Below are 24,256 nucleotides of genomic sequence, written 5' to 3'. Positions count from 1 at the left end.
TTTGATCGCATGCCTCCGGGTCCCGAAGATCCGCACGCGACGGAGATCCATTGCCCGGGACGCCCGCTCAGGCGCTCAGAAGAAGGCGGCGGCGGTTCGGATAGGGGCGGGCGCCCGCAACAGCGGCTGCGGCGCGGTTGTTGACGCCGAAATAGCGGAAGATGGCCGCCATGTGGATTTTGACCGTCCCTTCGCCAAGACCGAGCGCGAGGGCGATTTCCTTGTTGGATTTGCCCTGGATCAGAAGGTCCAGCACATTCTGCTGCCGAGGCGTCAGGGCATGGACGGGTTCGTGCGGCGCGGCGGGCGGCTCCTCTGCGATCTCCCCCATGGCTTCTTCCTGGGCCAGGTCGACCTCGGCGAGCGAGGGGGGCACGTAGATGCTTCCGGCGAAGACGGTTTGAAGCGCATTCGTGAGGTCGCCGATGCTCAGGCTCTTGAGCATGTATCCGTGAACGCCAGCTTCCAGGGCGAGCAGGATGTCTCGCCGGGAGCTCGAACCGGAAATGACCGCCACCCGGGTCTGCGGGAAGCACTCCCGAACGGCTCTCAGGTTCGTCGGGGTTCTCATGCCCGGCATGGCCAGGTCGAAGAGCGCGGCACTGGTTTCGACATTGTCGCCGAGGCAATCCAGCGCCTCGTCGAGAGAGGCGGCTTCCACGACCCTCGAAAAGCCGAGCTGGCGGGTGAGAATCGTCCCAACAGCCATCCTGAAGTACGCGTCGTCGTCGGCGACGAGGCCTACTCGCATGGAGGTTTCCATCGAAAGTCTCCCATGTTGTTCAAGTCCTGCCTGCGATCAGCCGGTCTCGCTGTTGATACTGTGTAGCGATTTCAGCGGCCGACGCCATGTGCATGCGAAGGCGGGAACTCTTTATGGCAGATATAACGTTGCAATATCTAAAACTAAGTTTCAGGCAAAAGGCAAGGAATGACTCGAGGTTTTCCGATGCGGGGCAGGCAGGGCCGGAACTTTGCACCGTTCCTTTGCCTTACGTGGGGGAGCTCAACCCCGTGGGGAATGCGCCACGCTCGCTCAGCCGGCCAGAAGTTGTCTAGACAACTTCTTATTTATCTGACTCTTCAGCAGGTTAGTCGATGGCGTCGTGCGACGGCTCGGTCCGAGAGGCGGATTTGCCTGCAACAGGGAATGTCACACGTAGAGTTGTACGGGCGAATGGTTCCGGATCCGGGCCGCTTGCAAGCGTGCAAAGTCTGCATTGCACGTCGCAGTATGTCCGGAGCGTGAAGGTGCCGGTGTGGGCACAGCAAAAAGGCCCGGGTTTCCCCGGGCCTTTCCGTTTGCCGAAACGGCAGGTCTCAGTACGTGCCGAACTTGAAGTTCAGCTTGGCGCGCGCCACGAAGAACTCGTTCTCCTCGTCGCGGTTGTTCGGGACGGACACCGCCGTACGATCGGCGCCAAGAGCAGGAACGTAGCTGCCGATGAAGGTGCCGTTGTTGCCGCCGTCCAGGTTGACCCACAGGCCTTCGATGCCCGCCGTCAGGTTGTTGGTGAAGGCATATTCCATACCCGCACCCAGCACCCAGCCGGTGCGCACGTCGTCGTCGTTGACGAAGCCGTTGAAGCCGTTGAAGCCGCTGTTGTCGTCAGCTCCGCCATAGGCGAAACCGCCGGTGGCGTAGATGAGAGCGCGGTCGAAGGCCACACCGAGACGGGCGCGGACGGTGCCGAACCAGTCGATGCCGCCGGCAGCGCCGGCCGGGATGAATGTCGGCGGGAAGCCGGGCGGCACGAACGCGACACCCTCGCTGCCGCCGAGATCGGCCCACTGCAGGTCGGCCTCGACACCGGCCACGAAGGAGCCGAACTGATAGTTGTAGCCGATCTGGCCGCCGCCGACGAAGCCTTCACCGCTGTCTTCGCCGAACCTGAGAACGCCGCTCGTGCCGGCGAAGGGCGCCGCGAAGGTGCCGGCAGGCACGAAGATCGAGCTCCGATTGTTCTCATGCCAGCCGTAGCCGGCGTTCACGCCCACGTAGAAGCCGGTCCAGGTGAAGATCGGAACGGGAGCAATGATCGGAGCCGGAGGAGCCGTCCGGATCGGAAGGTCTGCAGCCGAGGCGGCGGACACGGCAAGAGCCGTGCCGGCCGTTGCGGCAAGAAGGCCGAAAACGAGCTTTCTCATAATCGTCATCCCTTGTGTGAGGAGTCACGCGTGTCAGTCTATGTGGACGCTGAAGCATTCGGCTATGACAATGCTGCAACACTTGCAGATTTGTTTTTATGCAAGGCGGCATACCAAAGTGGTAAAACCTTTCCGCCTCATAGGAATGTATGATGAAACTATGCGAAGACATTAGGAAAAAAAGACGAGAAGTCTTTGTTGATTGACACAACAGAAACCATATGTCCTAATCGAAATGTTTTCGGATCGACACTTCCGAAGGCGAGGAGATCACTTAACCCTGCCCATCCGGGCAGGGTTTTTTGTTTTGCGGATTCAGTTGCGCCTTGAGAAAACGGCCCGATTTGCTCAAGGAAGATCGATTCTGAGGCCTGCTCCTATGAAGTTCGAGCCGGATTCTCTCGGGGCGATGACGCCGAAAATTCCGGACCGGTGATGGATCCGCGGGACGAAGTAGACCCCTGGCAGCGAGGCGTGGGAAAATTCGGCTTCGAACGCGAGATAGTTGAGGAAGCGCGTGGGCTCGACACGGAAGCTTCCTTCCAGCGCCGGCCGTTCCGAGGCGTAGGACAGGCCTTCCCCCACGGCGAAATTGACGCTCAGGCCTCCGAACAGAGGGATTTGCCCGGTCCGAAACATGATCGCGACCGTTCCCTCCCAATGGCTTTGGCTGCCGAAGTGGCGAAGAACCTGCCCTTCGATCTCGATCCTGTTCCCGCGGAAGGCGAAATCGGTGCCGGGAACAGGGATCGAGAACGAGGGAACGATCACCCTTGCCAGGCCTGCGCCGACGAAATTCGCATCCTCGAAGGTCAGGTTTCCCCTGAAGGAGCGCTCCGGCACGTCGAGGAGATCGGTATTCGCCCATCGGCTCGCATAGCCGGTGACGTGCCACATCCGCTCCGGGCTCTGTGCGGCTGTGGGGCCGGCCAGGCCGAGGGACGCGAGACAGCTTATCTGGAGAAACCAGAGCGTCTTCGAAATCGGCGGCCTGAAAAAGCGACGGGGCACGGCCTGAAATCCCTGCGGCTAACCAATCGATGTTCTGGTCGAATGCAATGTCGGATCTTGTCTTGGACCTTCGTACATCTTGCGCCAAGTGGAGGTCGTCTTCTAGTCCCCTTGGGCCATCTGCAAATTTTCCTCTCGCTCCGAAGTGCGGTCGAGGGGAGGGGTCATCTTCTCTTTTTGTCCGGTGGCACTAAGCTACGAACAGGTCACAACCGACGAAAGCGGGAAAGATGAAGCGCGTCCAGACGAGCGGTCTCCAGATTGCACCGGTCCTCCATGATTTCATTGAGCGCGAGGCGCTGAACGGAACGGGAGTCTCGGCCGATGCCTTCTGGAGCGGGCTGTCCACTCTCGTGAGGGAATTCGCCCCCCGCAACCGGAACCTTCTCGCCGTGAGGGACGATCTGCAGGGCCGGATCGACGAGTACCACCGGTCGAGAGCCGGCAGGGCCTTCGATCCGGCGGAGTACGAGGCCTTCCTGCGGGAGATCGGATACATCCGGCCCGAGCCGGACGATTTCGCGGTTTCGACCCGCAGCATCGATGACGAGATTGCCCGGACCGCCGGGCCTCAGCTCGTGGTGCCGGTCTCGAATGCGCGCTATGCCCTGAACGCCGCCAATGCCCGCTGGGGCAGCCTCTATGACGCTCTCTACGGCACGGACGCCATTCCCGAGGAGGGCGGCGCGACGCAGGGAGGGGGCTACAACAAGGTGCGCGGCGCCCAGGTGGTCGAGCGGGCGCGGGAGTTCCTCGACCGGGCCGCTCCGCTCGCAGGGGGCAGCCACAAGGATGCCAGCGCCTACGCGATCGAAGGCGGTGCGCTGACAATCCGGCTTCAGGACGGCGGGGAAACGGCTCTTGCGGACGTGACCCAGCTTGTCGGCTACCAGGGCGAGGCCGCCAATCCCTCCGCGATTCTGCTGCGGCACAACGGCCTGCATCTCGACATCAGGATCGACAGGACCAGTCCGATCGGAGCCGACGATCCGGCCGGCGTTGCCGACGTGGTGATCGAATCCGCTCTTTCCACCATCATGGACCTGGAGGACAGCGTCGCGGCCGTCGACGCCGACGACAAGGTGCTGGTCTACCGGAACTGGCTGGGGCTGATGCGCGGCGACCTGAGCGAGAGCTTCGAGAAGGGCGGCAGGACGGTCGAGCGGCGCCTCAATCCCGATCGGGCCTACAGGATGCCGAACGGCGGCGAGGTCCGCCTGCACGGCCGCAGCCTGATGCTGGTGCGCAACGTCGGCCATCACATGTTCACGGATGCGGTGCTCGACGAGACGGAACAGGAGATCCCCGAGACGATCCTCGACGCGGCCGTCACGAGCCTCATCGCGATGCACGACCTGCGCGGCACGGGCGAGTTGCGCAACAGCCGCACGGGGTCGGTCTACATCGTGAAGCCCAAGATGCACGGGCCCGACGAGGTCGCCTTCGCCAACGATCTGTTCGCCGCCGTCGAGGACATGCTCTCGCTGTCCCGCAATACCCTGAAGATGGGCATCATGGACGAGGAGCGGCGAACGACCGTCAACCTCAAGGCCTGCATCGCCGCCGCGGCGGAGCGCATCTTCTTCATCAATACGGGCTTCCTCGACCGCACCGGCGACGAGATCCACACCTCCATGGAGGCGGGTCCCATGGTGCGCAAGAACGACATGAAGGGGACGCCCTGGATCAAGGCCTACGAGGACAACAACGTCGATGTGGGCCTCGCCTGCGGATTGCCGGGGCACGCGCAGATCGGCAAGGGCATGTGGGCGGCTCCGGACAAGATGGCCGACATGATGGTCCAGAAGATCGGACATCCTCAGGCCGGCGCCAACACCGCCTGGGTGCCGTCTCCGACCGCCGCCACGCTCCATGCCCTGCACTACCATCAGGTGGACGTGCATGCCCGCCAGGAGGAGCTGAAACAGCGCTCGCCCGCCAAACTGGCGGACATCCTCACCATTCCCGTCTCGCAGTCCAACTGGGCGCCGGACGCGGTGCAGCAGGAACTCGACAACAACTGCCAGGGCATTCTCGGATATGTGGTGCGCTGGATCGATCAGGGCGTGGGCTGCTCCAAGGTGCCGGACATCCATGACGTCGGCCTGATGGAGGATCGCGCGACGCTGCGCATCTCCAGCCAGCATCTCGCCAACTGGCTCCGGCACGGCATCGTGACCCAGGACCAGGTCATGCAGACCCTGCGCCGCATGGCGGAGGTCGTCGACCGGCAGAATGCGGGCGATCCGCTCTACCGTCCGATGGCGCCGGGCTTCGACGGCCCGGCCTTCCAGGCCGCGTCCGATCTCGTGTTCAAGGGGCGCGAACAGCCGAACGGCTATACGGAATGGATTCTCCACGAGCGCCGCCGCGAGGCCAAGGCATCCGGTGCGCCGGACCGGGTCGATGCCAGCGGCGTCAGGACGGCCTGATCGAGTTCTGGAAGGCGATGGGACGACAGGCCGGGAGGCCTGTCACCAAGCTTACATGGAACCGTTCTAAACCGCTGTCATCTCACATGGGAGAAGCGGATATGGACGAGAAGATGACCCGTCTTCGCGCAAGCGAGCTGGAAGATTCAGGCGATGTCGGCAACAACCCGACCGCAAACCTCACCATGGGCGAGGTCATCGCCGCGCGCTTCAACCGGCGCGATCTGCTCCGCGGCTCGCTCGCCGTTGCGGCGATTTCCGCCACTCTGGGCCAGCGCGCCCTCGCGGCCAACGAGCAGCCTGCCAAGAAGGGCATGGCCCCGTCGTTCGACTTCAAGGAAATCGAGGCGGGCGTCGACGAGACCCACCACGTCGCCGAAGGCTATGACGCCCAGGTCCTGCTGCGCTGGGGCGACCCGATCTTCGCCGATGCGCCCGACTTCGATCCCATGTCGCAAAGCGCGCAGAAGCAGAGCCGCCAGTTCGGCTACAACACCGACTTCGTCGGCTACATCCCCATCGACGGGTCGAGCGATCACGGCCTGCTCGTCGTCAATCACGAATACACCAACGAGGAGCTGATGTTCCCCGGCATCGGCGTGCAGGATTCCAAGGACGTCAACTTCTCGAAGATGACGAAGGACCTCGTCGATATCGAGATGGCGGCCCATGGCGGCGCGGTGGTGGAAATCCAGCGCCGCAACGGCCGCTGGGAGGTCGTGAAGGATTCCAGGTACAACCGCCGCATCACGGCCGAGACGCCGATGGACATCACGGGTCCGGCGGCCGGTCACGAGCGGATGAAGACCGCCGCCGACCCGAGCGGCCGCCGTGTCCACGGCATGGTCAACAACTGCGCCGGCGGCGTCACCCCCTGGGGAACGTGGCTGAGCTGCGAAGAGAACTTCAACGGCTACTTCTGGGGCAAGGTCGCCGACGATCATGCCGAGGCCAAGAACTACAAGCGCTATGGCCTCGGATCCCCCGCCTATGCCTGGGGCAAGTTCCACGACCGTTTCGACGTCGCCAAGGAGCCCAACGAGCCCAACCGTTTCGGCTGGGTGGTCGAGATCGACCCCTTCGATCCGACCTTCGTGCCGAAGAAGCGTACGGCGCTCGGGCGCACCAAGCACGAGGGCGCTGCCGGCATCACGAACCAGGACGGCCGCTATGTCGTCTATCTGGGCGACGACGAGCGCTTCGACTACGTCTACAAGTTCGTCACGGCCGGAAAGGTGAACCGGGAAGACCGCGCCGCCAATTTCGGCCTCCTCGATGAAGGCACGCTCTACGTCGCCAAGTACAACCCGGATGGAACGGGCGAGTGGCTCTCCCTCGTCCATGGCGAGGGGCCGCTGACGGAAGCGAACGGCTTCCGGAGCCAGGCCGACGTTCTCATCGAGACGAGGCGCGCGGCCGATCTCCAGGGCGCGACCAAGATGGACCGCCCCGAGGACATCGAGGCCAATCCGGCCACGAACCGCGTCTACGTCATGCTGACGAACAACACCCGCCGCAAGGAGGAGCAGGTCGATCCCGCCAACCCGCGCGCCAACAATGCGTTCGGCCACATCGTCGAAATGATGCCCGAAGGCGGCGACCATGCCGCGAAGACCTTTGCCTGGGAGGTGCTGGTCAAGTGCGGCGATCCCTCCGTGGCTTCGGTCGGCGCGACCTTCTCGTCGGAGACGACCAGGAACGGCTGGTTCGGCATGCCCGACAACTGCGCCATCGACAGTCAGGGACGTCTCTGGATCTCGACGGACGGCAACAGCGCCAAGGCGACGGGCCGCGCGGACGGTCTCTGGGCTCTCGAGACGGAAGGTGAGCTGCGCGGCACGTCCAAGCACTTCTTCCGCGTGCCGCTTGGTGCGGAGATGTGCGGTCCCTGCTTCACGCCCAACGACGAGACGCTCTTCCTGGCCGTGCAGCATCCGGCCGAGGTGGACGAGGGCGCCCCGTCGACCTTCGAGAATCCCGCCACGCGCTGGCCGGACTTCAAGGACAACATGCCGACGCGTCCCTCGGTTCTCGTCATCACGAAACAGGGCGGCGGCAAGATCGCCTGAGCCTGAAAACAACAAGGGCGGCCCCGGGGCCGCCCTTCTTTCCTTGCCTGGGCAGCGGGCGCGATGCCGCTCCTCCGCTGCCGTTCCGATGGGTCGGGCGTCCCGGGCTACCGGGTCTCGGCCTTGGCCTTCTTGCGGCGCTTCTTGGCCTGCTTGTCTTCGGTCGTGTTCTTGTCCTCAGGGACGGCGGCGTTTTCCGGCAGAAGCGACTGGGCGACGCCGGCGACGGTCTCCGTTGCGATCTCCGCGGCGGAGCTCGCCAGCTTCTTGGTGACGGAGGCCGCTTCCGAACCGGCTTCGGCCGTAGCCTTCTTGGCCCGGGTGATCTTCTTCGCAACCGGCTGGTGGCGCGTGAGGGCGACAGCCGCCGCCCCGGCGGCGGCCACGAGGGCGTCCGCGAGAATCCGGCGTCCGATCTCCGAGTGGAGAAGCTCGTCGAGCCAGCCGGGCTTGCGCAGATCCTTCGGGAGCTTCAATCCCAGCGCGCTGGAGGGGGACTTGGTCTTCTTCTTTGCCATCCGGGCAATCCATTCAAGAGGTTCAACAGAGGAGAGGCCCTGTTCATGGAACGAGAATGATGACAGTTCTATTGCAGTTATTTGACAGGCTTCTCAATTTTCCTAGCCGGCTCACCTGGCAGAGGCGTCTCGGAGAATCCGTGGCCGACCGTCACGAGGCCGCGGTCTCCGGCGTTCTCGGGGCCAGCGCATCCACAGCGCCGCCGATGAGGTTCACGCTCAGGAGGTGCTCCGTCGTCAGGTCGAAACGCACGGGCACGAGAGCGGTCGGGAGGGACGAGATCCAGTCCTTCATCTGGCGCGCCGCCGTAACCGCCTCTTCCCGTTCGACGGCCTTGAAGCGCACGGACGTTCCCGGGCGCAGCTGGGCGAAGCGGTCGAGATCGGCGCTGATGATCGTCGCGATCTTCGGATAGCCGCCTGCCGTCTGCCGGTCGCGCATGAGAACGATGGGCTGGCCGTTTCCCGGCACCTGAATGTGGCCGGTCACGATTCCGTCGGACACGATGTTGAAGCCCTTGGCGTGCTCGATCTGCGGCCCCGTCAGCTGGAAGCCCATTCGGTCGGCCTGCGGGCTGACGGTGAACTCCCCTTCCAGGAGGGTGCGGATCGCCGCCGGGGTGAAGTAGTCGTCCTGCGGTCCGAGCATCACGCGGATCGGGGCATCCGTTGGCGGTGCCTCGAGCGGCAGGTGCATCAGCTCGCCGGGCTGCGCCTCCGCCTTGCAGGAGAGCCGGTCTCCGGGCCGGAGCGGGGCTCCGTCGAGGCCGCCGAGGCGCGACCGCAGGTGAAAGGACAGGCTACCGAGCTGCGGCTCGACCGCGAAGCCTCCGGCGATGGCCAGATACGCGAACGTCCCGGTCCGGGCGTGGCCGACCTGGGCTTCCTGCCCCTCCCTGAGGAGCGCCGCTGTATTGGGCGCGACCTGCACTCCGTCGATGCTCAAGGAGCAGTCGGCGCCGACCACCGCGATCCGGAGATCGCCACCGCTGCACGTGAACGTGCCGCCGAGATTCACGAACTCGATGGCGGCGATTTCAGGCGGGTTGCCGACGAGAATGTTGGCGGCGGCCAGGGAACGCGCGTCCATGGCTCCCGAGGGGGAGACGCCGAACCTCTGATAGCCGTGGCGCCCGCGATCCTGCAGGCTGGTCATGGGCCCGCAGGCTTTGACAACGAGATCGATCATGGGCGGATCTCCTCGGCCACGACGCCGCCGGCCTGCGCCTCGCGATCGAGCATATCCCAGCGAGACGTATCGACAGGCTCGAACACGACCTCGTCTCCCGCTCCGAGCAGGAAGGCCGGGTCGCGCTCCGGGGCATAACTGCGCACGGGCGTGCGCCCGAGTATGTGCCAGCCGCTGGGGCATTCGATCGAGCCGACTGCCGCCTGCGCGCCGCCGATGATGATCGAGCCGCTTGGAATCTTCGCGCGCGGCTGCGTCCGACGCGGGGTGGCGAGGGTGGGATCGAGCCCCCCGAGATAGGCGAAGCCCGGCAGAAATCCGATCATGTAGACCCGGTAGACCGCGCCGGCATGGCGGTCGATGACCTGCCGCGGCGTCAGACCGTGCCGTTCGGCGACATCTTCGAGATCGATCCCGTATTCACCGCCATAGACGACCGGGATGCGCCAGCGCCTGCCGGTGGAGGCGCGGGGGGCGAGGCCCTGGGCCTCTGCCGTCAGGAGGGCCGCAAGGGCATCATAATCCGTGAGCGTGGGATCGAACTGCACCAGCAGCGAACGGTAGGTCGGCACCGTTTCCAGCAGGCCGGCCGGGGAGCGCATCCGCAGGGCATCGTCGAGCGCAAGGACCTTGCCGTTGATGTCCGGATCGATGGTTTCTCCGAACTCGACGGATAGGGCGCTGTCGCCGCAGGCGAGAATTCTCGGTGTTTGCACGATACCTCGTCGGATGGGCTGAAATCGGGCCACTGGCCCTTCTCACATCGGTGAAAATCCTTCAACGGCAAGGGAAGGATGCAGGCATGCGCCTGAAGCATGTATCGAGAGGGGGCGTCCGGCAACCTTCATTCTCGATCCAAGGTCGATTGACCCTCCTCCGGCGCCTCATGTTATGTCAAAACCTCGATCCATGCCGAACCTCGAGGCATATCCGGAGCATTTCATGACTTTGAAATCCAAGACCGCCGTTGTCACGGGCTCGACCAGCGGCATCGGCCTTGCCATCGCGCGCGCCCTCGCCAAGGAAGGCGCCTCCATCGTTCTCAACGGCTTCGGACCGGCGGACGAGATCGAGAAGACGCGGGCCGGGCTCGAGAGCGAGTTCGGCGTCAAGGCCATCCATTCGCCTGCCGACATGTCGAAGCCCGAGGAGATCGCCGACATGATCCGTCTGGCGGAGGAGACCTTCGGCGGCGTCGACATTCTCGTGAACAATGCGGGCATCCAGTTCGTCTCCCCGATCGAGGACTTCCCGATCGAGAAGTGGGACCAGATCATCGCGATCAACCTCTCCTCGGCCTTCCACGCGATCCGCGCCGCCGTGCCGGGGATGAAGGCCCGCAAGTGGGGGCGCATCATCAACACGGCCTCGGCCCATTCCCTCGTCGCCTCGCCGTTCAAGGCGGCCTACGTCGCCGCCAAGCACGGGGTCGTCGGGCTGACGAAGACGGTTTCGCTGGAGCTGGCGACCCACGGCGTGACGGTCAACTGCATCAGCCCGGGCTATGTCTGGACACCGCTCGTGGAGAAGCAGATCCCCGACACCATGAAGGCGAGGGGGCTCACCAAGGAGCAGGTCATCAACGACGTGCTGCTGGAGGCTCAGCCGACCAAGCAGTTCGTGACGGCCGATCAGGTCGCGGCCGCCGCCGTCTTCCTCTGCTCCGATGCGGCCAGCCAGATCACCGGCGCCAATCTCTCCATGGATGGCGGCTGGACCGCAAAGTAGTCGCCTCGCCGGTTCGCGGGGGCGCTAGGCCCTCGCGAACGCGTCGGTGGCTTCGATGAGGTGGTGGGTGATGCCGGGCTCGGTCATGGCGTGGCCTGCATCCGGCACCATGATGAACCTGGCCTCCGGCCAGGCCTTGTGCAGGTCCCATGCCGTCCTGGGCGGCGTGGCGATGTCGTAGCGCCCCTGGACGATGACGCCGGGGATGTCCTTCAGCCGGTGGGCGTCGCGGATGAGCTGTCCTTCGTCGAAGAAGCCCTCGTTGACGAAGTAATGGTTCTCGATCCGGGCGAAGGCGAGGGCGTAATGCCCGTCGCCGAACTGGTCGCTGTAGTCTTGGCTCGGCATGAGGGTGATCGTCTCGCCTTCCCACAGGCTCCAAGCCTTGGCGGCTTCCATCTGGATCACGGGATCCTCGTGGGTGAGGCGCTTGCGGTAGGCGGCCATGAGGTCGCCGTGCTCCTCCGGGGGAATAGGCGCCAGGAACCGCTCCCACTTGTCCGGAAACATCCAGGACGCGCCTTCCTGGTAGTACCAGAGCAGCTCTGCGCGGCGCAGGGTGAAGATGCCCCGCAGCACCAGTTCGCTCACCCGTTCCGGGTGCGTTTCCGCATAGGCGAGCGCAAGGGTGCTGCCCCAGGACCCGCCGAAGACCATCCACTTCTCGACGCCCAGCATCTCGCGCAGGCGTTCGATATCCGCCACCAGATGCCAGGTGGTGTTGGCCTCGAGGCTCGCATAGGGCGTGGAGCGCCCGCAGCCGCGCTGGTCGAACAGCAGGATGCGGTACTTCTCCGGATCGAACAGCCGGCGCTGCGTCGGCGAGCAGCCTCCGCCAGGTCCGCCGTGAAGGAAGACGACAGGCTTGCCGTCGGGGTTTCCGCAGAGCTCCCAATAGACCCGGTGTCCGTCGCCCACATCGAGCAGGCCATGATCGTAGGGTTCGATTTCGGGGTAGAGGGTGCGCATCGGGAGGGCTCCAGGAATGAATGCTCTTCAATAGCCGGGCACCCGGCTCCTGTCAGCCGGCGCCTTCTCTCCTGAGCCGGCTCAGGAAATCAGGACAACTTGCTTAAATCAGTAGCGCGTCGTCGGAGTGTCATATAATTTTGCAACTGGGGAACACGGGCCGAACCCGGACCACAATGGAGGAATATGATGTTGACCAAGCGCGCCGGCTTGAAGCTGGCCACGGCCTTTGCCGCACTCATGGTCGCAGGCACGGCGCACGCCGCCGAGAAGCTGCGGCTCCTGACCTGGGCTGATTACGCTCCGAAGGACATTATCGAGCAGTTCACCAAGGAGACGGGCATCGAGGTCGAGGTCACGCTCTCCAACAACGAGGAGATGATCTCGAAGCTGCGTGCCACTCAGGGGGCCGGCTTCGACCTCGTGCAGCCGAGCCAGGACCGCATTGCCGGGCCGCAGCAGGAATTCGGCATCTACAAGCCGCTCGATCTTTCCAAGATCAAGACGGACCAGTTCATCGGCTCGATGCTCGAAGCCACGAAGAAGAACACGACCGTCGACGGCAAGGTCTACGGCGTACCCCACATCTGGGGCACGGACGGCTTGGTCGTGAACACCAAGGCGGCTCCCAACGTCGCCGACTACACCGACCTCTGCAGCGATGCGGTCGCCGGAAAGGCGAGCTTCCGCGCCAAGCGTCCGACCCTTATCGCCTTCGCGTTCGCCAACGGCATGGATCCCTTCGCCGCCTACAACGATCCGAAGGCCTACACGGAGATGATGGAGAAGGTCGGCGCCAAGCTCGCGGACTGCAAGAAGAACGTGAAGTTCTTCTGGGACGGCAAGGACCAGCTCCTCAATGCCATCCGGTCCGGCGAAGTCGTCGCCGCCATGGCCTGGGATACGGGCGGCTGGAAGCTCAACTCCGAAAACCCGGAGATCAAGTTCGTCGCTCCGAAGTCCGGTGCGCTGGGCTGGGTCGATACCTATGCGATCCCGGCCAAGGGCCGCAACGACGACGCAGCCTACAAGTGGATCAACTTCAACATGCGTCCCGAGATCGCCGCGAAGGTGGCGGCTGCCGCCGGCAACTTCACGGCCTCCAACGGCGCGGACAAGCTCATGCAGGGCAAGCTGAAGGATCAGTTCGCCGAGAGCTTCCCGAAGGCCGCCATCGACAACATCAAGTGGTACCCGGCGGTGCCGGCCGGCATCGAGGAAATCGAGGGCAAGATCCTCGACCGTCTGAAGGCCGGCTCGTAACCACCTCCTCTGCGGATCACCATCCCCCGGCCGGTCCGGGGGATGGCTTTTTTACGTTTGTGGCGTCCATGACATCTCCTCCGGATCTCGACCTTCTCAACATCACGAAACGGTTCGGCTCCCATCGGGCCGTCGACGACGTGACCTTCAGCGTCGCTCCCGGCGAGTTCTTTTCCATCCTCGGGCCGTCCGGATGCGGCAAGACCACGCTCATGCGCATGATCGCGGGTTTCGAGGATCCGACATCGGGGGATATCCGCATTCGCGACAAGTCCATGATCGGGGTTCCGGCCAATCGCCGTCCGGTCAACATGGTCTTTCAGAGCCTCGCGCTCTTCCCGATGATGAGCGTCGGCGAGAACATCGCCTACGGGCTCACGTGCCGCGGCGTCGCCCGCGCCGAAGCGGAGAAGCGGGCCAACCGCATGCTGGAGCGCGTCGGCCTGAAGGGTTTCGGCGACCGTCGGGTGACCGCGCTCTCGGGCGGCCAACGTCAGCGCGTGGCGATTGCCCGCTGCCTTGTCCTGGAGCCGACCCTGGTTCTTCTCGACGAGCCCCTCGGGGCGCTCGACCTCAAGCTGCGCGAGCACATGAAGATCGAGCTCAAGCAGCTGCAGGCGACCTTCAACACCACCTTCGCCTACATCACCCACGACCAGTCCGAAGCCCTCGTCATGTCGGATCGCATCGCCGTCATGAACCAGGGGCGCTTCGAGCAGGTGGGAAGTCCGCGCGAGCTCTACCACAACCCGGCCACGCCCTTCGTGGCGAGCTTCGTGGGCGAGACGAACCGCTGGCAGGGTGAGATTGCTTCCACCGCGGGCGGCACGGTCGCATTGCGGCTTCCCTCCGGCGCGACAATCATGGGGGAGGGGGCTGCTTCGCAGAAATCCGCTCTTGCCTTCGTCCGCCCGGAGGCCATCGCCCTGTCCCAGGATCAGGCTGCTCTCGGCACGCTTCCGAACCGTTTCGAGGGCCGCGTCGCTGCGGTGCTGTTCGACGGGGCCAATTCGAGCCTGCTCGTCGAGACGCCCGGCTTCGACGAGCCCGTGCGCGCGGTGCTGCCCCAGGCCGGGCCGCTGGCCGGCATCGCGGTCGGCGCGCCGATCCATCTCGGCTGGGCGTCCCAAGCGACGAAGGTCTTCGCCGCATGAGATCGGCGCAGCGCCTGACCCTCTTCCTCCTGATGGCTCCGGCCGTGCTCTGGCTGGGGCTGCTCATCGTCCTGCCGCACGTGGAGATCCTCATCCTCTCCTTCAGCGAGAGGGTGGCGCCGCGGGTCTATGCCTTCGGCGCCGGAAACTATCTCGAATTCTTCACCGAGCCGCTCTATTGGCGCACCTTCGCCCGCACGGCGATCATGTCGATCCTCGTCACGGCGATCACGCTCGTGCTGGCTTTTCCCATCGCGCTCTACATCGCCCGCGTGGCGCGGGGACCGACGAAGGCGATGCTCCTCCTCCTGTGCCTGCTGCCGTTCTGGGTGTCGGAACTCGTGCGCACGCTGGGCTGGATGATGCTGCTGCGGGAGACCGGGGTGATTTCCTATCTGCTGCGCATGACCGGCCTCGCCGATCAGCCGGTCGAGATGCTCTACAACGACGGAGCCGTGATCCTCGGCCTCGTCTATGGCGGGCTGCTCTTCATGATCGTGCCGCTCGCCAACGCGCTGGAGAGCCTGGAGCCCGCCGTGGTCGAGGCGGGCTTCGATCTGGGCGGCAGCCGATGGACCGTGCTCCGGCGCATCGTCATTCCCCATGCGATGCCGGGCATCGTCGCGGGCTCGATTATCGTCTTCATGCTGACGGTGGGCAATTTCGCGACGCCGGTGCTGCTCGGCGGCAAGAACGGGCTGTGGTTCACGGAGCAGATCTACGCCCAGTTCATCACTCGCTTCAACTGGCCGCAAGGAGCCGCCTTCGGCATGCTCCTCCTGCTGCTGTCCTCCACCATCGTGTGGGTGGGCCTGCGCCTGACGGGGCAGAGCCTGGGCACGACCTTGAGGCAGGCCTGAGATGAACCGTCCGTCCTTCGTCTGGAAGCTCTACATCGCGGCGTTCTACGTGTTCCTGTTCGCGCCGCTCCTGGTCGTGGCGATCTTCGCCTTCAATGCCAGCCCGTTCCCCTCGCCGCCGTGGCGGGGCTTCACCCTGGCCTGGTTCATCGGCGACGGATCCGCCTTCGGCAAGCCGGGGGTCCTGATGGACCCGATCTGGCTCACGAGCATCGGCAACAGTCTCAAGGTGGCGATTCCCGTCGCCCTGCTCGCCGTCGTCGTCGGCACCGTGAACGCCTGGGTGCTCGAGCGGGCGGAATTCCGCGGCAAGACCTTTCTGGCCATGATGATGCTGTGGCCGCTGGTCATCCCCGGCGTCGTGCTCGGCATCTCGATCCTGGCCTTCTTTTCCCGCGTCGCGAACGGGCTCGAGGACTGGCTTCAGACCGATCTCGATCCTCTCCGTCCGGGCCTGCCGCTCGTGATCCTCGGGCAGCTCTCGTTCATTCTCACGATCTCGACCCTGATCATTGCGGCGCGGCTGCGGAAGTTCGACCGCTCGCTGGAGGAGGCGGCGCTCGACCTCGGGGCCAGCCGGGCGAGGGTCCTGCGGACGATCACGCTGCCGTTCCTGAAACCCGCCCTCATCGGCGCGGGTCTCGTCGCGCTCCTCATGTCGTTCGAGAACTTCAACACGACCCTGATGCTCGTCGGCTCCGACGCACCGCTGCCGATCACCATGTACGGCCAGATGCGCGAGGGCGCCTCGCCGGCGATCAACGCTGTCAGCCTCTTCCTGATGCTCGGGGTCGGCGGGATCGCGAGCCTCTTCGCCCTGACCTCGAAGGCGGAGGCTTGAGGCCCGGGGCTCAGTAGCCCCAGGTCCGCTCCAGGACGTTGACCCAGTTCTCGTAGCAGAGCTTGCGCACGGTGGCCTCGTCGTAGCCGTGGCGGCGCATGGCATCGACGAGGCGCGGCAGGCCGCGCACGTCGCCGATCTCGGCCGGGATCGTCGCGCCGTCGAAATCCGAGCCCAACCCGACGCCGTCAACGCCCACATGCTCGATGAGGTGATCCATGTGGCGGATCATCTCTTCCAGCGGCGTGTCGTCGTTGCGCATCCCGTCGGGGCGGATGAAGGAGGTCGCGAAGTTGACGCCGACCATGCCGCGGCTCTCGCGGATGGCGGCGAGCTGCTTGTCGGTCAGGTTGCGGGAATGGGGGCAGACCGCATGGGCATTGGAGTGGGTCGCCACCAGAGGCGCATCGCTCATCTTCGCGACGTCCCAGAAGCCCTTCTCGTTGAGGTGCGAGAGGTCGAGCATGATCTTGAGCCGGTTGCAGGCCCGGACGAGTTCCCGTCCGTGGTCCGTCAATCCAGGACCTGTATCCGGAGACGACGGATAGCGGAACGGGACGCCATGGCCGAAGATGTTGGAGCGGCTCCAGACCGGCCCGATCGAGCGCAGGCCGCTGCCGTAGAGCACGTCCAGCATGTACAGGTCCGGGTCGATGCCTTCGGCCCCTTCGATGTGGAGAATGGCCGCGAGTATCCCGCTGTCGATGCAATGGCGGATGTCGGACGCGCTCCGGCAGACCTTCACCTCGCCCTTCGAGGCGCGCTCGATCCGCAGGAGCAGGGACGCCATGTGCACCGTCACCTGCTGGCTCGGCGAGAGCTCGAGCTGGGGCGGCAGGGGCACGTCGTATTGCGGCCGGGCCATGAGGGCATCGATGTCGATGCCGCCCGTATTATCGGACGGGACATAAACGGCGAAGAACCCGCCGACGAAGCCACCCTCCTTCATCCGGGGCCAGTCGAGGTGGCCGATATTGTCGCCTTCGAGAAAAGCCTTCTCGGGCTCGGCCCTTCCGCGCATCAGGCGAAGAAGAACGTCGTTGTGGCCATCGAAGACCGGCATCAGGGGAGTGCGGGGCATGGGTCAGTTCAACCGGGTTGACGTCGGACGGAAGGATCAGATGGCCAGAGGTGCAGGCGCCTCTCGCGAGAAGCCCTGGCTCGCCTGGATCAGCGATTGCGTGTAGCTGTTCGAGGCTTGGCCTGACCGGAGCGCCACGGAGGTGGTCTCCTCGACGGCTTCGCCGTGCTGCATCACCAGCAGCCGCTCGCAGAGATGCGCGACCACGGCAAGGTCGTGGCTCACCAGAATGTAGGTCAGCCCCAGCTCGCGCCGCAGGTCGTCGAGCAGATTGAGGATTTCCGCCTGCACGGAGGCGTCCAGCGCCGAAGTCGGCTCGTCGAGCAGCAGAACCTTCGGGCGCAGGATGAGCGCGCGGGCGATGGCGACGCGCTGGCGCTGGCCGCCGGAGAGCTGGTGCGGATAGCGGAACCGGAAGGAGGGGCCGAGCCCCACTTCCTTCAGTGCCTGGAGGATCCGCGCCTCCGCATCCTTCTCCCCATGGATGGCGAGGGGCTCCGAGAGGGTCCGATCCACCGTGTGACGGGGGTGGAGCGAGGCATAAGGGTCCTGAAACACCATCTGGACCGTGCGATAGAAGCTCTTCTCGCGCGGCGTCTTCACTTCCTTTCCATCCACCCGGACATGCCCGCCCGAGATCGGCGCCAGACCGCAGATGGCGCGCAGGACCGTCGACTTGCCGGATCCGGATTCGCCCACCAGCCCGTAGGACGCGCCGGCCTCCACATGAAAGCTGACGTTCTTGACCGCCTCGACGCGAAGGCGGCCCGTTCCGTAGACGACTTTGAGGTTCTGAATATCGAGCATCGGATCTGTCACTGCGCCCAGGCGGGGTCGCGGTTCAGGGTGGGAAGCGGACGCACGTCGTTCGCCAGCGTCGGCAGGCAGCTCATGAGCCCCTGGGTATAGGGGTGCTTCGCCTCACGCAGATGCTTGGCCTGCAGTTCCTCGACCACGCGGCCCGCATACATCACGAGCACCCGGTCGCAGAATGAGGAGACCAGCTTCAGATCGTGCGAGATGAAGATGAGCCCCATGCCGCGCTCCGAAACGAGTTCGTCCAGGATGCGCAGGACCTCCATCGAAACGGTCACGTCCAGGGCCGAAGTCGGCTCGTCGGCGATGAGGAGGTCCGGCTCGGTCACGAGCATCATGGCGATCATGGCCCGCTGCCCCATGCCGCCCGACACCTCGTGCGGATAGAGAGCGAAGACGCGGCCGGGATCGCGCATCTTCACGGCTTCCAGCATGGCGAGAGCCCGGTCCCGCGCCTCGCCGCGGCCGGCCTTCCTCGCATGGGCCCGGTAGGCCTCGATGATCTGCTCGCCGATGGTCATGACCGGGTTCAGCGAGTATTTCGGGTCCTGCATCACCATGCTGATGCGCCCGCCGCGCAGCTCGCGCAGCGTCCGCTTCGAGGCGGTGAGAAGATCGATGCCGTCGAACGCGAGGCGCTGGGCCGTCACCTCGCCGGGCGGCGGGGTGAGACCCAGGATCGCGCGCCCGGTCTGCGACTTGCCGGAACCCGACTCGCCGACGATGCCGAGGCGCTCGCGGCCGAGTTGGAACGACACGCCCCGCACCGCTTCCACGGTGCCGGTGCGAAGGTGGAAGCGGACGCGCAGGTCTTCGACGTCGAGAAGCGGCTTGGTCATTTGGCGGCCTTCGGATCGAGAACGTCGCGCAGGCCGTCGCCCAGCAGGTTGAAGCCGAGGCTCACCACGAAGATGGCGATGCCCGGCATGGCGGCGACCCACCATTGGTCGATGAGGTAGTTGCGTCCGGTCGCGACCATGGCGCCCCATTCGGGCATCGGCGGCTGAGCGCCGAGGCCGAGGAAGCCGAGGCCGGCGGCGGTCAGGATGATGCCCGCCATGTCGAGGGTGACGCGGATGATGAGGGACGAGATGCAGAGCGGCACCACGTGGCCCAGGATGATCCGCGGCGTCGAGGCACCCTGGAGCTTTACCGCCGCGATGAAATCGCTGTTGCGGATGGTGAGGGTTTCGGCGCGTGCGATACGGGCATAGGGCGGCCACGAAGTGATGGCGATGGCGATCACCGCGTTCTCGATGCCCGGACCCAGGGCGGCCACGAAAGCCAGCGCGAGGATCAGGCGCGGGAAGGCGAGGAAGATGTCGGTGATCCGCATCAGGACCGTATCGACCCAGCCGCCGAGATAGCCGGACACCGTGCCGACCAGCAGGCCGATCGGTGTCGCGATGAGAGCCACCAGCACGATGACCCACAGGGTGATGCGGGAGCCGTAGACCACGCGCGAGAAGATATCCCGCGCCAGGTCGTCCGTGCCGAACCAGTGTTCCGCGCTCGGCGGCAGAAGCCGCTCCGTTCGCAGATCTCCGCCCGCGATCGGGGAATAGGGCGCGATCAGGTCGGCGAAGATGGCGACCAGGATCAGCAGCACGACGATGCCGAGGCCCAGCACGGCCAGCGGGTTCTTGGTGAAGGCGCGCCAGCCGAGATAGCCGCGGCCGAGGCGAGCCTGCCAGCGGGAGCTCGGCTCCGGCGAAAGAAGCCAGGCCTGCGTGGCGGACGGTTGCGGAAAGGGAGGGGCGCCGACCATCAGCGTGTCCTCGGATCAAGAAGGCGGTAGAGCAGATCGGACACCAGGTTGAGCAGCACGAAGACGGCGCCGATCACGAGGGTGCCGCCGAGCACGGCGTTCATGTCCGCATTCTGCAGGGAGTTGGTGATGTACTGGCCGAGTCCCGGCCAGGCGAAGACCGTCTCGGTCAGCACGGAGCCCTCGAGCAGGTTCGCGTAGGAGAGGGCGATCACGGTCACGAGGGGAACGGCCGCATTGCGCAAGGCATGGCGCCAGATTACCCGCATCTCCGAGAGACCCTTCACCCGCGCGGCGATCACGTATTCCTGCGCCAGCTCGTTCAGCATGAAGGAGCGGGTCATGCGGCTGATATAGGCGAGCGAGAAATAGCCGAGGAGGCAGGCCGGAAGCGCGATGTGCGAGACCGCGTCCCAGAACGCATCCCACTGCCCCTGCATCGCGGTGTCGAGAAGAACGATGCCCGTGACGGGGGTATAGAGATAGGAATAGGTCACGTCGATGCGGCCCGGCCCGCCGACCCAGCCGAGTTTCGCGTAGAACAGGAGCAGGCTCATGAGGCCGAGCCAGAAGATCGGCACGGAATAGCCGACAAGGCCGAGAAGGCGCACGAGCTGATCGATGAGGCTGCCGCGTTTCACGGCGGCCAGCACACCGAGCGGGATGCCGAGCAGCGTTCCGATGATCGTGCCGAGGGTGGCAAGCTCGAGGGTCGCGGGAAACACGTTCGCAATGTCCGTCATCACCGGATTGGTGGTCAGGACGGAATTCCCGAAATCGCCGGTGACGGCCTTCTTCACGTAGATGCCGAATTGCTGGATCAGCGGCAGATCGAGACCCAGTTCCTCACGCGCCCTCTCGTAGACATGGGCCGGAGCACGGTCGCCGACGATGGCGATGACCGGATCGATCGGCACGACGCGGCCGATGAAGAAGGTGACGGCAATCAGACCGAGCAGGGTCGTCGCCAGCACGAGAAGGAACTGTGCGGTCCTTTTAAGGAAGGAGCGGAGGGCATCGTGCCCTCCGCTCCGAGTCATCGTTTCAGAAGCCATTGAAAATTTAGTTCTTCTTGGCCTGGGCCACGCTGTTGGTATCGAACGAAGGACCGATCACGACGCCATCCACATTCTTGCGCATGGCCATGTTCTCGATCTGCTGCAGGAAGATCACGTAGGGGCCGTCGTCGAGAACCGCCTGCTGCAGCTCCTTGTACATCTGAGCGCGCTTCTCGGGGTCCTTCTCCATCACCGCAGCGCGGGTCTTGGCCGTCAGCGGGCCCGGATCCCAGGCATTGCGCCACGCCAGCGGCTTCGCCGAAGCATTGTCCGCGTTGTTGTCGTTCGCCGCGAAGGTGTCGGCGTTGGTGTTCGGATCCTGATAATCCGCGCCCCACTGGCCGATATAGATGTCGTGCTGGCGGGCACGATACTTGGTCAGGGTCTGCTTGCCGTCGCCCGGGATGATCTCCAGCTTGATGCCGGCCTGCGCGAAGGTCTGTTGGATCGCCTGCGCCATGGCCGTGATGTCGGCGGTGGAGCGGGTATCCATGGTCACCGTGAAGCCGTCCTTCAGGCCGGCCTGGGCCAGAAGCTCCTTCGCCTTGGCGACGTCGAGCTTGTAGGGGTTCTCGTTGACCGCGCCGAGGAAGCCCTCCGGCAGGAAGGCCTGATGGACCTCCGCCTTGTTCTTCATGATCGTGTCCGCGATCGCGGCATAATCGACGAGATATTTCAGGGCCTTGCGAACCTCGGGCTTGGCGAGGTTCGGGTTCTTCTGGTTCAGGCCCAGGTAGTACAGCGTACCCTTGGCGCCGGAATCGACCTCGATGTTCGGGTCCTTCGAGACGGCGGCGAGCTCCTCGGGGTTGAGGTTGCGCGCGATGTCGACGTCGCCCTTCTCCAGCAGGAGGCGCTGGGTGGCCGTTTCCTTGATATGGCGATAGATCACGCGGGCCAGCGGGGTCTTCTTGTCGTAGTTCGGGTTGCGCTCGAGAACGACGACCTCGTTCGCCTTCCAGTCGCGGATCGAGAACGGGCCGGAACCGGCATAATGCGTCTTGAGCCAGTTATAGCCCAGGTCGCCGTCCTTCTCGTTCTGCATCACGAGCTTCTTGTCGACGACGGAGGCGACGGTGGAGGTCAGCGCGTAAAGGACGAAGCTCGGCGCATAGGCCTTGTCGAGCTCCATGGTGACCTCGTACGGGCCGGTCTGCTTGATCTTGTCCTTCACGTTGTCCTTCGTCAGCCCGAACTGGCCGAGGATGAAGGCCGGGGACTTGTCGAGGATGACGGCGCGCTGAAGGGAGAACGCCACGTCCTCGGCGGTCAGCGGGTTGCCGGAGGCGAACTTCTTGCCTTCGCGGATCTTGAAGGTGATCGTCTTCCCGTCGGGGGAAACCGTCCAGGACTCGGCCACCTCGCCATAGATCTTCGAGACGTCCTTGGGATCGTAGTTGATCAGGCGCTCATAGGTGTTGCCGGCGATCTCGGAGGCGGTGAACTCGAAGATCTCGGCCGGATCGAGCGTGATGATGTCGTCGATCTGCCAGGCCTGGACGAGCGTGTCCGGCGGCGTCGCCGCCTTCACGGCCGAGAACGACGTCGCCATGGTGGCCACCATGGCGGCTGATAGGAGAAATTTCGGAAGTCGCTTCATCGTCAATTCCCTCGCGGCGCTGGGGTGCGCCTGTTGTGCGTCGGTAAGAATGCAAATCAAACAGGCTCTGTCGAGTCAATCAACTGGTTTTAAACTGGCAAACATTGCGCAAGGTGATTAATGCACGGGCACGAGGATGCGGCTTGGCGGCAAGGCCCGGCTGTGGCAAAGCTCCTGAACCTCAATCCTGGATGAAACAAAGTGTCCGACGAAGCCAAGAAGCCCGGTGCCAACACCATGTGGGGAGGGCGCTTCTCCTCATCGCCCAGCGCGCTCATGGAGGCGATCAATGCCTCCATCGATTTCGACAAGCGCTTGGCCTCACAGGACATTCAGGGCTCGATCGCGCACAGCGCCATGCTGGCGAAACAGGGCATCATCGCCGAGAGCGACCGGGACGCGATCCATGCGGGATTGCAGCGGGTCCTGGGGGAGATCGAGACCGGCGGCTTCGCCTTCTCGAAGGCCCTCGAAGACATTCACATGAACGTGGAGAGCCGTCTGCGGGAGATCGTCGGAGACCCGGCGGCGCGGCTTCACACCGCACGCAGCCGCAACGATCAGGTCGCCACCGACACGCGTCTCTGGGTGCGCGACGCCCATGACCGCACCGACGAGCAACTGACGAAGCTCCTCACCGCGCTCCTCGACAAGGCCGAGCCGCACGCCGCGACCGTCATGCCCGGCTTCACCCACCTGCAGAGCGCCCAGCCCGTGACCTTCGGTCACCATCTCATGGCCTATGTGGAAATGTTCGGCCGCGACCGCGGCCGCATTCGCGACTCCCGCAGGCGCCTGAACGAGAGCCCTCTCGGCGCCGGCGCCCTGGCCGGAACCTCGTTCCCCATCGACCGGCACATGACCGCGCAGGCGCTGGGGTTCGACGGCCCGACCCGCAATTCCCTCGATTCCGTGTCCGACCGGGACAGCATCCTGGAATTTCTCTCGATCGCCTCGATCTGCGCCGTCCACCTGTCGCGGCTGGCGGAGGAGATCATCATCTGGATGTCGGCGCCCTTCGGGTTCGTGCGGCTGCCGGACCGCTGGACCACCGGTTCCAGCATGATGCCGCAGAAGCGCAACCCGGACGCGGCCGAACTGGTACGCGGCAAGACCGGGCGGATCGTCGGCTCGCTCATGTCCCTCCTGACCGTGATGAAGGGTCTTCCGCTCGCCTATGCGAAGGACACCCAGGAGGACAAGGAGCCGCTGTTCGATGCCGCGGACACCCTCGAGATCGTCCTTGCCGCCATGACGGGCATGATCCAGGACCTGGAGCCGGTGCCGGAGCGCATGGCCGCCGTGGCCGGAGCCGGCTACTCCACCGCTACCGATCTCGCCGACTGGGTCGTGCGGAGTCTCAACATTCCCTTCCGTGATGCTCACCACATCACCGGGCGGATCGTTTCGGAGGCGGAGCGGCGCGGCTGCAGCCTCGAAGACCTGCCTCTCGACGCCATGCAGGCGGTCGAGCCCCGGATCCATCAGGGCATCTACGATGTTCTCGGCGTGGAGAACTCCGTCCGTTCGCGCACGAGCTTCGGCGGCACCTCGCCCGTCCGCGTGTCCGAGCAGATCGCCTGGTGGCGGGAGCGCCTCTGATCCGGCGCGTCCGCCGCCGCACGCTTGAAAGACAATTTTAGCCATAACCGGGCGGCCGCGAAGGGCTTGCCGGGCGTGGGGCTTGATCGCCCCCTTGAGCATATCCATATTGCTGAGAGCGAACCTGTCATGGTCGCTTGAGTGCCGCA

The 24,256-nt window shown here is 64.7% G+C and carries 21 protein-coding genes; 8 read left to right on the top strand and 13 right to left on the bottom strand.

The window, feature by feature from the left end; all coding sequences use genetic code 11:
* Positions 1-67 precede the first annotated feature (67 nt).
* From LGR44_RS02655 to LGR44_RS02645, 3 genes are all read right to left on the bottom strand, one after another.
* Entirely contained in the window at positions 68-763 is a 696-nt protein-coding gene (locus LGR44_RS02655; RefSeq protein WP_226736904.1) for a LuxR C-terminal-related transcriptional regulator, read from the bottom strand.
* A 557-nt stretch (positions 764-1,320) separates the two neighbouring features.
* On the bottom strand, positions 1,321-2,148 hold the full coding sequence (locus LGR44_RS02650; protein ID WP_226736901.1) for an outer membrane protein: 828 nt from the start codon (positions 2,146-2,148) through the stop codon (positions 1,321-1,323).
* Positions 2,149-2,496: 348 nt separating this feature from the next.
* The gene (locus LGR44_RS02645) at positions 2,497-3,159 is read right to left on the bottom strand and encodes a hypothetical protein (RefSeq protein ID WP_226736899.1); all 663 of its coding nucleotides are present in this window, start codon (positions 3,157-3,159) and stop codon (positions 2,497-2,499) included.
* A 230-nt stretch (positions 3,160-3,389) separates the two neighbouring features.
* Here LGR44_RS02645 and LGR44_RS02640 point away from each other — a divergent pair, with 230 nt between their 5' ends.
* Together LGR44_RS02640 and LGR44_RS02635 are read left to right on the top strand one after the other, a co-directional pair.
* On the top strand, positions 3,390-5,591 hold the full coding sequence (locus tag LGR44_RS02640) for a malate synthase G (RefSeq protein ID WP_226736897.1): 2,202 nt from the start codon (positions 3,390-3,392) through the stop codon (positions 5,589-5,591).
* A gap of 101 nt (positions 5,592-5,692) precedes the next feature.
* Positions 5,693-7,660: a PhoX family protein gene (locus LGR44_RS02635; RefSeq protein WP_226736895.1), complete on the top strand. Its 1,968-nt coding sequence runs from the start codon at positions 5,693-5,695 to the stop codon at positions 7,658-7,660.
* Positions 7,661-7,767: 107 nt separating this feature from the next.
* Here LGR44_RS02635 and LGR44_RS02630 read toward each other — a convergent pair whose 3' ends face one another.
* From LGR44_RS02630 to pxpB, 3 genes are all read right to left on the bottom strand, one after another.
* The gene (locus LGR44_RS02630; protein WP_226736894.1) at positions 7,768-8,178 is read right to left on the bottom strand and encodes a hypothetical protein; all 411 of its coding nucleotides are present in this window, start codon (positions 8,176-8,178) and stop codon (positions 7,768-7,770) included.
* A 151-nt stretch (positions 8,179-8,329) separates the two neighbouring features.
* Positions 8,330-9,367 carry a 5-oxoprolinase subunit C family protein gene (locus LGR44_RS02625; RefSeq protein WP_226736892.1) on the bottom strand — a complete coding sequence of 346 codons (1,038 nt, stop codon included), beginning with the start codon at positions 9,365-9,367 and terminating at the stop codon, positions 8,330-8,332.
* Positions 9,364-10,083 (bottom strand): 5-oxoprolinase subunit PxpB, encoded by a 720-nt coding sequence (pxpB, locus tag LGR44_RS02620; RefSeq protein WP_226736890.1) that lies wholly within the window; start codon positions 10,081-10,083, stop codon positions 9,364-9,366. The genes LGR44_RS02625 and pxpB overlap by 4 nt, the downstream gene beginning before the upstream one ends.
* Positions 10,084-10,309: 226 nt before the next feature.
* On the opposite strand from pxpB, the gene LGR44_RS02615 reads away from it, so the two are divergent.
* A complete protein-coding gene (locus tag LGR44_RS02615) occupies positions 10,310-11,095 on the top strand; it encodes a 3-hydroxybutyrate dehydrogenase (RefSeq protein WP_226736889.1) in 786 nt (261 codons plus the stop codon).
* A gap of 24 nt (positions 11,096-11,119) precedes the next feature.
* Here LGR44_RS02615 and pip read toward each other — a convergent pair whose 3' ends face one another.
* Entirely contained in the window at positions 11,120-12,064 is a 945-nt protein-coding gene (gene pip / locus LGR44_RS02610; RefSeq protein WP_226736887.1) for a prolyl aminopeptidase, read from the bottom strand.
* 189 nt (positions 12,065-12,253) lie between these two features.
* On the opposite strand from pip, the gene LGR44_RS02605 reads away from it, so the two are divergent.
* The 4 genes from LGR44_RS02605 to LGR44_RS02590 all read left to right on the top strand — a co-directional run bounded on the left by LGR44_RS02605 (position 12,254) and on the right by LGR44_RS02590 (position 16,182).
* Complete coding sequence (locus LGR44_RS02605) at positions 12,254-13,327, top strand: extracellular solute-binding protein (protein ID WP_226736885.1); 1,074 nt, start codon at positions 12,254-12,256, stop codon at positions 13,325-13,327.
* A 68-nt stretch (positions 13,328-13,395) separates the two neighbouring features.
* Positions 13,396-14,481: an ABC transporter ATP-binding protein gene (locus tag LGR44_RS02600; protein WP_226736883.1), complete on the top strand. Its 1,086-nt coding sequence runs from the start codon at positions 13,396-13,398 to the stop codon at positions 14,479-14,481.
* Positions 14,478-15,341 carry an ABC transporter permease gene (locus tag LGR44_RS02595; RefSeq protein ID WP_226736881.1) on the top strand — a complete coding sequence of 288 codons (864 nt, stop codon included), beginning with the start codon at positions 14,478-14,480 and terminating at the stop codon, positions 15,339-15,341. Before LGR44_RS02600 ends, LGR44_RS02595 begins: the two co-directional genes overlap by 4 nt.
* A gap of 1 nt (position 15,342) precedes the next feature.
* Positions 15,343-16,182: an ABC transporter permease gene (locus LGR44_RS02590; protein WP_226736879.1), complete on the top strand. Its 840-nt coding sequence runs from the start codon at positions 15,343-15,345 to the stop codon at positions 16,180-16,182.
* 10 nt (positions 16,183-16,192) lie between these two features.
* On the opposite strand, the gene LGR44_RS02585 is transcribed toward LGR44_RS02590, so the two are convergent.
* The 6 genes from LGR44_RS02585 to LGR44_RS02560 are packed head-to-tail and all read right to left on the bottom strand — an operon-like array spanning position 16,193 to position 22,505.
* The gene (locus LGR44_RS02585; RefSeq protein WP_226736877.1) at positions 16,193-17,263 is read right to left on the bottom strand and encodes a dipeptidase; all 1,071 of its coding nucleotides are present in this window, start codon (positions 17,261-17,263) and stop codon (positions 16,193-16,195) included.
* 36 nt (positions 17,264-17,299) lie between these two features.
* Positions 17,300-18,070, bottom strand: coding sequence for an ABC transporter ATP-binding protein (locus LGR44_RS02580; protein WP_226736875.1), 771 nt, complete (start codon positions 18,068-18,070; stop codon positions 17,300-17,302).
* Positions 18,071-18,078: 8 nt separating this feature from the next.
* The gene (locus LGR44_RS02575) at positions 18,079-18,918 is read right to left on the bottom strand and encodes an ABC transporter ATP-binding protein (protein ID WP_226736873.1); all 840 of its coding nucleotides are present in this window, start codon (positions 18,916-18,918) and stop codon (positions 18,079-18,081) included.
* Complete coding sequence (locus LGR44_RS02570; protein WP_226736871.1) at positions 18,915-19,847, bottom strand: ABC transporter permease; 933 nt, start codon at positions 19,845-19,847, stop codon at positions 18,915-18,917. The genes LGR44_RS02575 and LGR44_RS02570 overlap by 4 nt, the downstream gene beginning before the upstream one ends.
* The gene (locus LGR44_RS02565) at positions 19,847-20,887 is read right to left on the bottom strand and encodes an ABC transporter permease (RefSeq protein WP_226737108.1); all 1,041 of its coding nucleotides are present in this window, start codon (positions 20,885-20,887) and stop codon (positions 19,847-19,849) included. The genes LGR44_RS02570 and LGR44_RS02565 overlap by 1 nt, the downstream gene beginning before the upstream one ends.
* A gap of 22 nt (positions 20,888-20,909) precedes the next feature.
* Entirely contained in the window at positions 20,910-22,505 is a 1,596-nt protein-coding gene (locus tag LGR44_RS02560) for an ABC transporter substrate-binding protein (protein WP_226736869.1), read from the bottom strand.
* Between the two features lie 237 nt (positions 22,506-22,742).
* Here LGR44_RS02560 and argH point away from each other — a divergent pair, with 237 nt between their 5' ends.
* Positions 22,743-24,107, top strand: a complete 1,365-nt coding sequence (gene argH, locus LGR44_RS02555; RefSeq protein WP_226737106.1) for an argininosuccinate lyase — start codon at positions 22,743-22,745, stop codon at positions 24,105-24,107.
* Positions 24,108-24,256 lie beyond the last annotated feature (149 nt).

The organism is Microvirga lenta (genome assembly GCF_020532555.1).
GTDB lineage: Bacteria > Pseudomonadota > Alphaproteobacteria > Rhizobiales > Beijerinckiaceae > Microvirga > Microvirga lenta.
This window is presented reverse-complemented; position numbering and strand designations above follow the sequence as displayed.